Consider the following 14,105-nt stretch of genomic DNA (forward strand, 5'->3'; position numbering starts at 1 on the left):
ACCGGCGACACCGCCCCGTGCCTACACTGGGGGCATGGGAGCCAGCCTGACCAGAGAAGAAGCAGCCACGCGTGCCGAGCAGATCCGGGTGGAGGACTACCGGGTCACGGTGGACCTCTCGGGGGCGCAGAACCCCGAGAGCACGACCTTCGGCTCGGAGGTCACGGTGCGGTTCACCGCCGAGGAGGGCGCGGAGACGTTCATCGACTTCATCCACGACACGGTCACGGAGGTGGAGCTCAACGGTGAGCTCCTGGACGTGGACGACGTGGTGGACGGTGACCGGATCCGGCTGCCCGAGCTGGGCCAGGCCAACGAGCTGCGCGTGGTCGGCCGCGCGCTCTACTCCCGCTCGGGCGAGGGTCTGCACCGCTACATCGACCCGCAGGACAGCGAGGTGTACATCTACACCCAGTACGAGCCCGCGGACTGCCGCCGGGTGTTCGCGGTGTTCGAGCAGCCGGACCTCAAGGCCGCCTTCACCTTCACGGTGCTCACCCCGCAGGACTGGATCGCCGCGTCCAACGGGGAGCTGGTGGCCTCCACGCCCACCGAGGACTGTGACGTCCCGGGCGCCGTGAGCCACGAGTTCGCGCCCACGCTGCGGATCTCCTCCTACATCACCACCATCCTGGCGGGGCCGTACGCCACGGTCACGGACGAGTGGCACGGCACCGATCCCCACGGCGAGCCCGTGACCGTTCCGCTCGCGCTGCACTGCCGGCGGGCGCTCGCCGAGCACATGGACGCCGAGGAGCTGTTCACGCTCACCAAGCAGGGCCTGGACTTCTTCCCGGAGCTGTTCGGCTTTGCGTACCCGTGGGGCAAGTACGAGCAGGCGTTCGTCCCTGAGTACAACCTGGGGGCCATGGAGAACCCGGGGATGGTCACGTTCACGGAGGACTACCTGTTCCCTTCCGGTGCCACGCGCGCCCAGCTCGCGGGGCGCGCCAACACCCTGATGCACGAGATGTCCCACATGTGGTTCGGGGACCTGGTCACCATGCAGTGGTGGGACGACCTGTGGCTGAAGGAGTCCTTCGCGGAGTTCATGGGCGCGTACGCGTGCGTGCACGCCACGCAGTACACGGACGCGTGGGTCACGTTCGCGCTGGCGCGCAAGGAGTGGGCGTACCGCCAGGACCAGCTGCGCACCACGCACCCGATCGTCGCGGACATCGTGGACCTGGAGGCCGCGCGGCAGAACTTCGACGGCATCACGTACGCCAAGGGCGCCTCGGTGCTCAAGCAGCTGGTGGCCTTCGTGGGCGAGGACACGTTCATGGACGCGTGCCGCGCCTACTTCCGCCGTTTCGCGTTCGGCAACACCAGCCTGGACGACTTCCTCGCGGTCCTGGACGAGGCGTGCGAGCACGACGTCCGCGCGTGGGCGGACCAGTGGCTGCGCACCACGGGTGTTCCGGTGCTCGCGGTCACCGCGCCAGACGACGCCGCCGCGGGCTCCCCCGCCACGCTCACCCAGCGCGCCGAGCCCCTGCGCCCCCACGTGCTGACCGTGGGGACCTACGCCCGCACCGCCGAGGGTGCGGTGGAGAACACCGCGCGCGCGGAGGTGCGCGTGCCCGCCGAGGACCGGCCCACCGAGCTCACCGGGGTGACCGGCCCGTGGGCCACCGATGCCGCGGCGGGCGACGCGGCAGCTGGCGACGCCCGTGCCAGTGGCGCTGCCGCCGAGTCCACGATGCCTGTCGGCACCGGTCCCACCGGCGAGCCTGCGGGTGGGACGACCGACGCCGTGCTGCTGGTCAACGACACCGACCTCACCTACTGCCTGGCCCACCCGGATCCGGCGTCCCTGGCCGGGCTGGTGGAGCTCGTGGGTGAGATCACCGATCCCCTGGCCCGCGCCGTGGCGCACTCGCAGCTGTGGGCCGCGGTGCGGGACGGGCGGCTGTGCCCGCGCGAGTACGTGCTCATGGTGGCCCGCCGCTGCACCACCGAGTCCCACGCCGCGATCCTCACCACGGTCCTGGACCACGCCCGCCAGGCCCTGGGCCAGTACGTGCCCGTCACGCACCGCACCGCCACGCGCCGGGCGCTGCTCGACGCCCTGGGCTCCTCCATGCTGGCCGCGGAGCCCGGCTCGGACGCGCAGCTGATCCTGGCGCGCTCCTTCGCCCGGGAGGCCGCACGGGACGGGAAGTACGCCCGGCCCATCCAGGAGTGGCTGGGCGGTGTGCACACCGTCCCCGGTCTGGAGCTCACCCCGCAGCTGCGCTGGAGCATGCTCACCGCGGTGACCGCCACCGGGCACAGCACCGTGTCCGAGCTGGAGTCCGAGCACGCCCAGGACCCCACGCGGGACGGTCACCTGGGATACCTCGAGGCGGTCGCGGCCATGCGCTCGGACCGTTCCAAGCAGCAGGCGTGGGAGCGGATCGTCTCCGGGACGCTGTCCAACGACGAGCTCAGCGCCACCATTGCCGGCTTCCAGCTCGCGGCGCCCACCGTGCTGCGCCGCTACGAGGACGTCTACTTCGAGCAGCTCACCGCGTGGTGGGCCGGGCACTCCATGGAGATCGCCACCCGCATGGTCCGCGGGCTGTTCCCGCGCGCGGTGGACGCCCAGGCGGCGTCGTCGGGCGCGGCGGGGACTTCCACAGGGGACCCGGCGGAGGCGGCCGCGCAGCATCCCGTGGTCCGCGCCGCCCGCACGTGGCTGGACGCGCACGACGACGCTCCCGCGGCCCTGCGGCGCATCGTCACCGAGCTGCTCGACGACGCCCAGCGCGCGGTGACCCTGCAGCTGATGTGCCTGTCCCGCTGAGCCGGGACCGGCCATGTCCACCGAGTGGATGAACATCGATGCACCTGGATCAACGGATAGCATGAGGGCAGATCCTGCGGCGGAGGATCTGCCAGTGCTACAGCGAGGGAGACCATGACCGATTACGCGCTCAACGACCGGGGGTCCTTGGACGTCGTCACCGAGAACTTCTACGACACCGAGATCATGAGGGTGTTCGGGGGTCTCTCCGCGGGTCGCGCGCAGACGTGGAACGGCATGGCCGCCCTCGTGCCGGAGCCGGACAACCCCTTCGACCCGCGCACCGTGTCCGTGCGCGTGGGCGAGAACAAGGTGGCCCACCTGTCCTCGGAGGACGCGCACCGCTACTGGCACCCGCTCTCCCGCGTGATCGCCTCCGGCTACACCCCCGTGGTTCCCCTGCACCTTGAGGCGGAGCTGCTGCGTCAGGACGGCGTGGCGGAGGTGGACGCGCGTGCGGTGATCGACATCGCTCCCCCGGACCTGCTGTTCCCCCTGAACACCGCCCCCGCCCAGGCGGCCGTGCTGCCCCAGGGCTCCTCGATCAAGGTGCTGGACGAGCAGGACTTCGCGGAGTACCTGCACTCGATCGTGCCCGCCTCCGGCGAGGGCCGCGTGATCCTCACGCTGGAGGTCAACAAGGTGCGCAACTCCCACGGCGTCACCGTGGACACCGTGGACGTGCTCTACGAGCGCAAGCAGGTGGGGCGGCTCTCCACGCAGATGTCCCAGCAGTTCATCCCGATCATCAACCACGCCTTCGACCACGACCTGCTCACCGCGGTGTGGGGCACCATCCGAGGGTCCTCGTTCGAGGTGTCCATGACCCTGCAGGCCGCGCGCGCCTCCGAGGTCCCGGCCCAGTGGTTCACGGAGCTGCCCAACGACGTTCCCGAGCTGCTGCCCGACGCCGAGGAGTACGAGGTCCCGCCGGCCTATGTGGCCGTGGAGTCCGACCACGGGCGCAACTCCAAGAAGTGGCGCCGGGGCTTCACCGCGGCCCACCCGGAGGCCGCGGGCTCCAGCTCCGCGGCCGCCGCGGCTCGCGGATTTGCCGCGCGTCTGCGCGGTGACGCCGGACGGGCCGAGGCCACGCGCGCGGCCACCACGACTGCCCCTGACGACGCCGCCCCCGTGCGCGCGGACGGCGGGCCCGCCGAGGTCTCCCCGTCCCCGGTGCGCACCGAGGACTCGCCACGCGCCCCCCGACCCGCCAGCGGTGCGGCGTCGCGGCTGGTGAGTGGACTGAAACCCGTGGTCACCGCGCTGCTCGTGCTCACCGCGGTCCTGGTTCTCCTGGGGATCTTCATGCTGGGTGTGGAACCATTGGTCACCACGCTCGTCCTGATCGTGGCCGTGGCCACCGGATTCATGGCCATGTACCTCCACAGAACGCTGTAAGGGGCTCGTCCACCCGTATGATTTCCCGCCGCGAACGGTTCCTCCAGATCATCGAGGTCCTCACCAAGCACGGCTTCGGCTTCGCCCTGGGCGGGCTCAAGCCCCAGTGGCGGGCTCCGCTCGCGCGGGTGAAGCTCATCGACCCGCAGACCGTCCACTCGCAGCCCGAGCACCTGCGCATGGCGCTGGAGGAGCTGGGGCCCACCTTCGTGAAGCTGGGCCAGCTGACCTCCACCCGCCCGGACCTGCTGCCGCCGGGCTACGCGGAGGAGCTGCTCAAGCTCCAGGACAACACCCCGCCCATCCCCGTGGAGCAGATCCGCGCCATGATCGAGGCCGAGCCGGACACCCAGGCGGAGGAGATCCTCACCCACATGGACCCGGACCCGGTGGCCACGGGATCCATCGGCCAGGCCCACGCGGCCACCTACCAGGGCCACCAGGTGATCGTGAAGGTGCGCCGCCCCGGGGTCACGGACGAGGTCAACCGGGACCTGGAGATCCTGCAGGACATGGCCAAGTGGGTCTCCCGCTACTGGACCGCGGCCCAGGACTACGACCTCGAGGGCATCGTGGAGGAGTTCAGCACGTCCCTGCGCGACGAGCTGGACTTCCTGCAGGAGGCCAAGAACTCCCAGCGCATGGCCGAGAACTTCACGGGCCACCCGCAGATCCACATCCCGGAGATCTTCTGGGAGGCCAGCACCTCCCGGGTGCTCACCATGGAGCGGATGTTCGGCGTCAAGATCAACGACTACGTCGCGCTCGAGGCCGAGGGCATCGACCGGCACCTGCTGGCCAAGGAGGCCACGGACGCCATCTGCAAGATGGTGTTCGAGGACGGCTTCTTCCACGCGGACCCGCACCCCGGGAACCTGTTCGTGGAGCCGGACGGCCGGATCGCGATCATCGACTTCGGCATGGTGGGCAACCTCACCGAGGAGTTCCGCGACCACCTGATCACCCTTCTGCTGGGCGTGGTGCAGGACAACCCGCGGCGCGCGGCCACCGGGCTGCTGGGACTCACGGACAGCGGCACCCACGACATCTCCAAACGGGAGATCGAGAAGGACGTGGCGGTCATGATGCGCCGCTACGCCAACAAGCCCCTGAAGGAGGTGCGGGTGGGGGCACTCATGGCGGACCTGATCTCCGTGCTGCGCCACCACAAGCTGCAGCTGCCGCGGCAGTCGGCGCTGCTGCTGCGCATGCTCGTGACCGCGGAGTCCATGGGCACGGGCCTGGACCCGGAGTTCGACCTGGTCTCCTCGGTGCAGCCGTACGCGGAGCGGTTCATCATGCACCGCCTCTCCCCCGAGATGCTGCTCAACCGGCTGCGCGCCACGGTGGAGGACGCCGTGCAGATGGGCGTGGACGTCCCCGAGTACGTGCGCCGGCTGATCGTGGTGCTCGAGCGCGGCGGGTTCGACGTGCACCTGCGCACCGACGAGCTGGAACCGCTGTTCAAGAACGGCACCAAGATCAGCCACCAGGTGGTGGCCGGTGGCGTGATCGCCGCAACCATCAACGGCACGGCGCACATCATCGCCTCGGACCCGGAACGGTGGAAGAAGTACCACACCCCCCTCATCGTGGGAGGCATGTCCACCGTGGGGGTGCTCAGCGGCTACCTGGCGGTGTCCTCCAACGTGGACCGGGTTCGCCACCTGGCCCGGCTGCTGCGCGGCAACCGCAAGAAGAGCACGGTGCGCTGAGCGCGGGGGGCGCCCGTCCGGCGTCGTCCATGCTCTGCGTGCGGTCCGAACAGAGATGGGGTGGCGGCCCACCGGCGTGGTGCCCCCGCTCCGCGAGGTGCGTGCCCGGCGTCGCCATCCCGGGCGCTGCGCGTCCGGCAGGGCTCCCGCCGGGCGCTGCGCGTCCGGCACGGCTCCCGCCGGGTCGTGGATCAGATGAGGTCCCAGACCGCGTAGGCGTTCTTGGACGAGGGCACGACCTCCCACTGCTCGGCGCGCGCGGGATCCACGCGGGCCCGGGCCCGCTCCAGGTCCTCCGCGGTCAGGTAGAACGGGCCGCCGTCCGCGAAGCGCCGGAGGTGGTCCGAGGACGGAATGACCACGCGCCGCATGTAGTCCACTCCGGCGATCCGCTTCTCCAGCGTGCAGTACGCCACCCCGGGCTGCTTCAGGTTGGCCAGGATGGCCCGAATGGCCTCCTGCAGAGGAAGCGTGGGGAGGATCTCCACGGCCCGGGCCTCCATGGCCCGCAGCACCTGCCCGGCCACCAGGAACTCGTAGTACTGCCCGGAATAACCGCTCACGTAGCGCACCTCGAGCTCCGGGTGGTTGGCGATGAAGCACGCCAGCTCCCCCATGCTGATCATCATGTCCGCGAGGCGCTCCAGGACGGCGGCCGTCCTGAGGTGGTTCTTGGCCGCGGTGCGGCCACGCATCCGGGTGGAGCGGGACACCGAGGCCCGGATCTCGATCTCGAAGGCGGAGGGGCCCATCTGCACGATGGTGAAATCGTGCTGGTAGCCCTCCAGGGCGATGGCCGATGGCTCGAACATCTGGTGGGACAGCATCTGCAGTCCCGTGAAGCTCTCCCGCATGGTGGCCTGGGGCAGCGGCAGCTGCAGTCCACCGGCGGTGCTGTAGGTGATGAGGACCGGGATCTGCGCATTGGGGGGTACTGATCCCGGAAGTGGTGGTGCCACTGATTCTCTCCTCGAACTCGCCTGTTCACGTAAAGTAGGTTTTGCGCAATCCAATTGCGCTCGTGGCATTCGGGTGAATGTGTCACGGGTGGCGTGGAGAAAAGTCGGGAATTACCACGTCGTACGAACCTGCATTCGTATGCACAAAAGTGTATTCCAGCGCGGCTTGCCCATCCCTCCTACCCGCGCGTACATCTGTACCCTCTAAGGGGGACACCTCCACCCAGATGTTGCCGGGGATGGTCGCCCTGCTCCCATAGACTGTCGGAACGTAGGGGAAGAACGGGCACCGGCGCCTCGCGGCGGGTCCCGTCTCGTCCACGGGATCCAGCAAAGGATGTATTGCGTGTTCACGATCATGCCGATCTACGGCACCCGCCCGGAGGCCATCAAGATGGCGCCGATCGTCAAGGCCCTGCAGGCCAGCCCGCAGTTCGAGTGCGTGGTCACCGTGACCGGTCAGCACCGCGAGATGCTGGACCAGGTCAACGAGATCTTCGACATCACCCCTGACCACGACCTGAACATCATCCAGCCGCGCCAAACCCTCAACGGCGTGCTGACCCGCACCGTGGAGGGCCTGGACGCGATCTTCGCGGAGAACGCCCCTGACGCCGTGGTGGTCCAGGGAGACACCACCACCTCCACCGCGGGTGCGATCGCCGCTTTCTACCGCGGCATTCCCGTGATCCACGCCGAGGCCGGGCTGCGGTCCTTCGACCTCTTCTCCCCCTTCCCGGAGGAGGCCAACCGCAAGATGACCTCCCAGATCACCTCCCTGCACCTGGCCCCCACCAGCACTTCCAAGGAGAACCTGCTGCGGGAGGCGCTGCCTGAGGAGGACATCGTGGTCACGGGCAACACCGTCATCGACGCGCTGCTGCACACCGTGGAGCAGAAGCTTCCGTTCTCGGACCCGCAGCTCGAGGAGATTGCCTCCTCCGGCCGGCGCGTGCTGCTGGTGACCACGCACCGTCGTGAGAACCAGGGCGAGGCGATGCGCGGCGTCGGGCGCGCACTGGCCAGGATCGCGCAGGCGGAGCCGGAGCTGACCATCGTGCTGCCCGTGCACCGCAATCCCGTGGTGCGCGAGGCCGTGCTGCCCGCCATCGAGGGGCTGCCCAACGTGGTGGTCACCGAACCGCTGGCCTACGGCGAGTTCACCCGCATGCTCTCCGTGGCCCACGTGGTCCTCACGGACTCCGGCGGGGTCCAGGAGGAGGCGCCGTCCCTGGGCAAGCCCGTGCTCGTGATGCGCGAGAACACCGAGCGCCCCGAGGCCGTGACCGCCGGGACCGTCACGCTCATCGGCACGGACGAGGAGCGGATCGTCACCGAGGTGGACCGGCTGCTCAACGACGACGCCGCCTACCGCGCGATGGCCAACGCCGTGAACCCCTACGGTGACGGCAGGGCCGCCGAGCGCACCCTGGCCGCGATCGAGCAGATGTTCGGCGTGGGGCAGCGGATCGCGGACTTCGACTCGCAGGCCTGAGCCGCCCCTCCCTCCGAAAGGACTGCTCCATGCGCATGACGGTGATCGGCACGGGCTACCTGGGCGCAACGCACGCGGTGGCCATGGCGGAGCTGGGCCACGAGGTGCTGGGCGTGGACGTGGACCGCGCCAAGATCGACAAGCTCGCGGCCGGTGAGGTCCCGTTCCACGAACCAGGTCTGCCAGAGCTGCTGAGGAAGCACGTGGCCACGGGCGCGGTGCGCTTCACCACCTCCTACGAGGAGGCCGGGGCGTTCGGGGACGTCCACTTCATCGGGGTGGGCACTCCGCAGAAGCGCACCGGTCACGCGGCGGACATGACCTACGTGGACGCCGCTGTGGAGCAGATCGCGCGGGCCGCGGACCACGACTGCGTGATCGCGGGCAAGTCCACCGTTCCGGTCGGATCGGCGGGGCGCCTGCAGGAGGCGGCCCGGGCGGCGTCGCGCTCCGGGGTGACGGTGGATCTCGCCTGGAACCCGGAGTTCCTGCGCGAGGGGCACGCGGTGGAGGACACTCTGCGCCCGGACCGCATGGTGCTGGGCGTGGAGCACGATGACGCCGGCCGGCCCACCCCGGGTGCCGAACGCGCCGAGACCGCTCTGCGCGAGGCCTACGCGCAGCAGCTGGCCGCGGACACACCGTTCATCGTGACCGACTACCAGACGGCGGAGCTCGTGAAGGTGGCGGCCAACAGCTTCCTGGCCACGAAGATCAGCTTCATCAACGCGCTGTCCGAGATCACGGAGACCGTGGGCGGGGACATCCGCACGCTGGCTGACGCCATCGGGCTGGACGACCGCATCGGACGCAAGTTCCTCAACGCCGGGGTGGGCTTCGGCGGTGGGTGCCTGCCCAAGGACATCCGCGCGCTGCGTGCCCGGGCCTCGGAGCTGGGGCTGGACCAGTCACTGCGGTTCCTGGCGGAGGTGGACGACATCAACCTGCGCCGCCGCGAGCACACCGTGCAGCTGGCCGTGCAGGAGTGCGGCGGATCGGTGCACGGCGCGCGGATCGCAGTGCTCGGAGCCGCTTTCAAACCCGAGTCCGACGACGTCCGGGACTCCCCCGCCCTGGACATCGCCGCCCGCCTGCACTCCATGGGTGCGGACGTGCGCCTCTACGACCCCCAGGCCAACGCCAACGCCGCCCAGCGCTACCCCCGCCTGGACTACGTGGAGTCGCTGGACGCTGCCGTCACCGGTGCGCAGGTGACGCTGCTGCTCACCGAGTGGCAGGAGTTCAGGGACATGGACCCCCGCCGTGTCTCCACCCTGGCGGACTCCCCCACGATCGTCGACGGCCGGAACGTGCTGGACCCGGATGCCTGGCGGGATGCCGGGTGGCGGTATCTGGCGCTGGGCCGGCGGAACTGACGCGCCCCCGAAGGGACTTCACGCCACAATGTCTGACCTCACAACCCGACCGGTTCGCACCGTCCCCCTCGACGAACTGCCTCTCGTGGCTCCAGAACTTCTCCTGCAGCACCAGCGGCTGAGAATTGATGTGCTCGCCAGCGAGCATGTACTGCCGTTCCTCGTCCACAGAAAGGAAGCCGCCGACGGCGTTGTCGTGTTCAGCAATGGGGCGGTCAACCATGACATTGCCCATGGCCAACCGGTGTTCCAACGATCCCGGTGGGTTGCGGGGCTGGCTCAGCACGCCATCTTTTCCTGTGATCCCGGAACGGTCGGACCGTCGAGGCTCTCATTGGCCTGGGGAAATGCGGGCCCGGATTATTGGGCTGTGTACGACATCGGGCGGGCCGTGCGTGTTCTCAGCGCAGCATTGGGTGTCAAGGACGCGGACCGGCGCCTGTACTACGGGTCGTCAGCGGGAGGTTTTCTTTCCCTGGCACTGCTTGGAGGCGACCGCGGTGCAAGTGCCATCGTCAACAACGCCCAATTCGACTGGACCCGGTGGATGCCGGGTGACGTCAACAGACTGAGAAAGGTGCACTTCAACAATCGGCTTCCCGCACACCTCCGGCGAACAAACCCGTTGCGCACGAACGTCTTCAATCTCCTCAAAAAGCGCAGGCTGAAAGCTCGCGTCGACTACTACGTCAACCTTAATTCCAAGCACGACCGCGAGATCGACCTTCCGATGATGCAGGAGTACATCCGAGACAACCCAGCCCTCGCGTCCAACATCCGGATCATGGAGTACTGCGACGTGCAAGCGGGCCATAGTCCGCTACCGATAGAGTTGACAACAGACATCATCAACGCGGGAACCCTTCGCCTCTGAGTCGCATGAACGCAGGTCACACTGCTGGACGAGGCAACTCCACCTCATTGGACTCCTGAAGGCTGGCTGTGACCGACATGATCGAGACCCGTGCTCTCGATTGAGGTGAAGGGAGAGTTACCTTCCACTCCCCCGCGGAAGAAACCGGTGTCGATCGGATCTGGTGCCCATCGCACATGACTCGAATGTACGATCCCGGCTCGCCGACACCGGTCACTACCCAGATGCCGTCCCTGTCCTCGAAGGTCAGCAAACGGGGCGCGGGGGAAGCTCCCTGCGGAATCGGGGCAACGGCATGCGCGGTCCGCGAATCGCGTTCGCTTTTAACCGCTCGCCAGTCATTCCATGCAGCGGCGACCACTGAGTCCAGATCCCGCGCTGACAGCCACGTCTTTCCTAGCCCGACTGGTTGTTGCGGCTCCTTCTCCCGCCAGGCCCGGAGCCGATTTTCATTGGTTCCGAAGAGGAGATTCAATGGGAGGTCGGACTCGGTGAGCGTGTCCCCAGCCATTCGCATGCGCTCGAGTCGTGCCGGGTAGACGGAATCGGATTGCCGGTGGTGCACGTAAGCATAGGCACCCAGGAGGGATTCGTCCTCGACGGCGTCCATGCCTCGAGAAGTCGCCCAGTCGCGCGTCTTGTTGTGGCTCACCAGTCGCAGTTCCGAGATACGGTGTGGCCTGCCGAATATAACGTGGTTGATGGCCAACCACGGCATGTAGGCTGGGCGGAGCAGGGCCAGTGCCGGATTATATTCGAATCCGTGACCCATGGTGATGGCACGTTCGCGCTCGTGCCCGAGTGTCAGCTGCCGCGCGACGCAGGCTGAGAGGAATCCTGCGGCCAGCGCATCGTCGTCATCCATTCTGTGGATCCCAATGATCCGGTTGCCAAACACTGCCCGGGCAAACCTGTCCACATACTCCGCATAGCTGTCGATGGATTCCACGAACAACAAGCGAATCTTCGACGCTGCGGAGGACGTGCGCACTATGCGAGAAATCTCGTCCAGCACCCCGAGATCAACCTGGGAGTCAAGAACGAGAAGCACCAGGTGGGGGCCGTAGGTGCTACGGGCGAGGGAGGGCAGCGTGATGCTTTCGAAGAGGTCGAGTCTGAAATCCCACCAGTCAGCGTCCGTCACGCCGATTCCCATCCTGATGTGCGTGAGGATTGGAATCTCACCCGAAGGCGATTCACCCACAGTTGCCTCGCCGGCGACGCGTTCCATCAGCTCAGCGGGCGCCAGAAACGTGGCCACGCCACTCACACCGCTCGACTCCTGCGGCAACTCGTTGTGGTACCGGCAAGAGACCTTGCGCCTACCCTGGCTCATGTTGATACGAATCTCCCACGTGCCGTCGGCCGCAACAGTGCGCGGGGAATAGTCTCGGGCACCGACGGACACCACGATCTTCGCCCCGGGTTCACCAGTACCCCTGATGGTGTTTGCCCCAGCGATCCGCGTCGACTGGCTCGCAACATCAATGGTCAACGGATTCACCATGGTTAGTTCTCCCCACTTGATTCATTCGGTATGAGCGACACAGTGAAGGATCGGATGACGCCAGCCGGTCCCTTGAGGTAAACCCTCACCCGCGTTCGCCCAGGGTTTTGCACCGAGAAATAGGCAGACGTCCGTCGCTGGTACGGCTGCCTGGCGATGATTTTTGCGTCTTCGATCACGTAGAACGCGCAGTGACCGTTGATGTCCGTCAGGGAGACCTTGAAGAGTCCTCGGCCGTCGTGGTGGACCGTACAACGAGTTTCTGTCTCCGCGTCCAAGTGCTCGTTGGACAGGTTGACGACTGAGGATCCGACACCAATTCCGTCCAGTGCAGAAATATAGTCGTCAGGGTCACACCCACGATGTGCCAGTTGTCGCGCGATGTCGTAGAACACCTCGTTGTCAGGACCGATCAGGGTGGCATAGGCGCCCAGACCTGACGCGCTAAATTCGAGCTGCGTGGTGGGAGAGCATCGTCGCCACCCCGTGGAATGCCACCCTCTCAGCGGGTTCTTCTCGCCCCGGTGTGTCGACCGCGCCTCGACCGGAAGAAGGTTTCGGACCATGCAGACCTGGTCCCCGGCGGAGAGTCGAAATCCTTCTCTCGTGCCAGAGGCTTGGACAGCAGGATTCAGGTTCCAGACCTGACCGTGTTCCACTCCGGTTCCCGACTCGATCCTGTCCAGGACGAGGAGCTGGTCAGCGGCACCGAAGTACAGAACCGTGCGGGAAACCTGCGTGTTCTCGTACGACGGATCGTCCAGCTCGACAACTTGGACTCCGCCTGCGACCTCAGCGCGGCGGCAGGTTACGGACGCGTGACTCGGGTCAACCTTGAGCGCGTTCACCCGCACAACACTGTTCGCCTCCCTGCTGACCACGTATCTGCGAACCGGGTCGTTGCCGTAGTAGTACCTCCCCGGCCCGTCGATCCATTGCACACCGAGCGCACAGTAGGTCACCGATCCCCCATCGGCATGACCGTGGATCTTCTTTTGGCTGCCCCAGGTCACCGAGACGAAGGACTCCCGCGCGAAGTCCCGTTCCTCTCCCCACCCGCTGCGCATGAACCCAAATCCTTGTGCGGAAAAAACGTGCAGGTCCCCTGGATGGCTCCCTGAACGGCCACCTGTCGTCACGTAGTCCGTGTGCTCGTGGCCGAGCGACCTAGCATTTCCGCCATCCGTGTCTCCGATCCGCGCAAACTTGCCCAAGGGCGTCGTGGCGTGAGCCAAGAACGCCGGCGCCTGGTCGAGTCTGTCCGTGATGTCCTTCGTGTCGATGCCCTCTCGTTGCAGACGCACCACCACTTCCTGCCACCAGCGGTAGTTCATCAGCTGATAAGAAATGGCACCCTCCTCGTTGACCCCGCGATCGTCGTAGGAGGCAAAGAGGTGGGACCGCAGACGGCTCACCGCGAGGTCCACGAGTTCGGTATCGTCGAGTACGCAACCGAGCACGAAGAGGCCGATGTGCTGGTGCAGCGCGTGGTTACCGTGAGCCAGGTGAGCAGGATCCTTCAGCCAGCCGGCGTGGTCCTGGAGGGAGTCCAGCAACCACTGTTCCTCACCGCATATGGCAACTCCGTGGCAGAGCTCCATGGCCCTGATTCCGTCACTCATGTCGATCCACGACCAGCGAGAGGCCCCATTGCCCACTGGATTCGCTAAGACCCACGATGAAGCATATTTTTTCCAGAGCTGAGCGGCTTCCACATTGCCGTGCAGAGATGCCCTGCGAAGGGGATCAAGCCAGCGGAGCATGTGGTACTGGAACTGCCAGTTGTTGTCGGAGAAGGGATTTTCTGACCATGAGGGGTTCTCCGGGAGAACCCAGCCTTTGTGTGGCGCAAGGACGAGGTAACGTGAAGTCAGTTCCTTTGTCTTTACGTCGTCGCCGGGGGTTTCTGTGAAACCGCTGCCGAGCGCCTGCCTGACGGCCGCTGCTACGTTGACCACGGTATTCTCCTGTTCGCGAACTGTTTGGGCTA

Annotated in this window: 9 protein-coding genes; 6 read left to right on the forward strand and 3 right to left on the reverse strand. The window is 66.9% G+C overall.

The window, feature by feature from the left end:
* Positions 1-34: 34 nt before the first annotated feature.
* The 3 genes from pepN (at position 35) to D9R02_RS01275 (ending at position 5,904) form a co-directional block, all read left to right on the forward strand.
* Positions 35-2,788, forward strand: a complete 2,754-nt coding sequence (pepN, locus tag D9R02_RS01265) for an aminopeptidase N (protein ID WP_102613292.1) — start codon at positions 35-37, stop codon at positions 2,786-2,788.
* A 114-nt stretch (positions 2,789-2,902) separates the two neighbouring features.
* A complete protein-coding gene (locus D9R02_RS01270) occupies positions 2,903-4,189 on the forward strand; it encodes a hypothetical protein (protein WP_019309207.1) in 1,287 nt (428 codons plus the stop codon).
* Positions 4,190-4,206: 17 nt separating this feature from the next.
* Entirely contained in the window at positions 4,207-5,904 is a 1,698-nt protein-coding gene (locus D9R02_RS01275; protein WP_019309206.1) for an ABC1 kinase family protein, read from the forward strand.
* 191 nt (positions 5,905-6,095) lie between these two features.
* Here the strand turns inward: D9R02_RS01275 and D9R02_RS01280 are convergent, their stop codons facing one another.
* Positions 6,096-6,863: a hypothetical protein gene (locus D9R02_RS01280; protein ID WP_019309205.1), complete on the reverse strand. Its 768-nt coding sequence runs from the start codon at positions 6,861-6,863 to the stop codon at positions 6,096-6,098.
* Between the two features lie 337 nt (positions 6,864-7,200).
* Here D9R02_RS01280 and wecB point away from each other — a divergent pair, with 337 nt between their 5' ends.
* From wecB to D9R02_RS11980, 3 genes are read left to right on the forward strand one after another with little or no spacing between them, the layout of a single operon-like run.
* Entirely contained in the window at positions 7,201-8,358 is a 1,158-nt protein-coding gene (gene wecB / locus D9R02_RS01285) for a non-hydrolyzing UDP-N-acetylglucosamine 2-epimerase (protein WP_059281222.1), read from the forward strand.
* A 29-nt stretch (positions 8,359-8,387) separates the two neighbouring features.
* Positions 8,388-9,734: a UDP-glucose dehydrogenase family protein gene (locus D9R02_RS01290; RefSeq protein WP_102613290.1), complete on the forward strand. Its 1,347-nt coding sequence runs from the start codon at positions 8,388-8,390 to the stop codon at positions 9,732-9,734.
* A 28-nt stretch (positions 9,735-9,762) separates the two neighbouring features.
* Positions 9,763-10,608: an alpha/beta hydrolase gene (locus D9R02_RS11980; RefSeq protein WP_147435316.1), complete on the forward strand. Its 846-nt coding sequence runs from the start codon at positions 9,763-9,765 to the stop codon at positions 10,606-10,608.
* Positions 10,609-10,624: 16 nt separating this feature from the next.
* Here D9R02_RS11980 and D9R02_RS01300 read toward each other — a convergent pair whose 3' ends face one another.
* Together D9R02_RS01300 and D9R02_RS01305 are read right to left on the reverse strand one after the other, a co-directional pair.
* On the reverse strand, positions 10,625-12,115 hold the full coding sequence (locus D9R02_RS01300; RefSeq protein ID WP_121566191.1) for a glycosyltransferase: 1,491 nt from the start codon (positions 12,113-12,115) through the stop codon (positions 10,625-10,627).
* 2 nt (positions 12,116-12,117) lie between these two features.
* A complete protein-coding gene (locus D9R02_RS01305; protein WP_121566192.1) occupies positions 12,118-14,073 on the reverse strand; it encodes a heparinase II/III domain-containing protein in 1,956 nt (651 codons plus the stop codon).
* Positions 14,074-14,105 lie beyond the last annotated feature (32 nt).

The organism is Kocuria rhizophila, from assembly GCF_003667225.1.
Taxonomy (GTDB): domain Bacteria; phylum Actinomycetota; class Actinomycetes; order Actinomycetales; family Micrococcaceae; genus Kocuria; species Kocuria rhizophila.

Excerpts from the sequence above, each read along its gene's own strand:
- D9R02_RS01270 (WP_019309207.1), top strand. The coding sequence starts at position 2,903 with ATGACCGATTACGCGCTCAACGACCGGGGGTCCTTGGACGTCGTCACC.
- D9R02_RS11980 (WP_147435316.1), top strand. The coding sequence starts at position 9,763 with ATGTCTGACCTCACAACCCGACCGGTTCGCACCGTCCCCCTCGACGAA.
- pepN (WP_102613292.1), top strand. The coding sequence starts at position 35 with ATGGGAGCCAGCCTGACCAGAGAAGAAGCAGCCACGCGTGCCGAGCAG.
- D9R02_RS01275 (WP_019309206.1), top strand. The coding sequence starts at position 4,207 with ATGATTTCCCGCCGCGAACGGTTCCTCCAGATCATCGAGGTCCTCACC.
- D9R02_RS01290 (WP_102613290.1), top strand. The coding sequence starts at position 8,388 with ATGCGCATGACGGTGATCGGCACGGGCTACCTGGGCGCAACGCACGCG.
- D9R02_RS01300 (WP_121566191.1), bottom strand. The coding sequence starts at position 12,115 with ATGGTGAATCCGTTGACCATTGATGTTGCGAGCCAGTCGACGCGGATC.
- wecB (WP_059281222.1), top strand. The coding sequence starts at position 7,201 with ATGTATTGCGTGTTCACGATCATGCCGATCTACGGCACCCGCCCGGAG.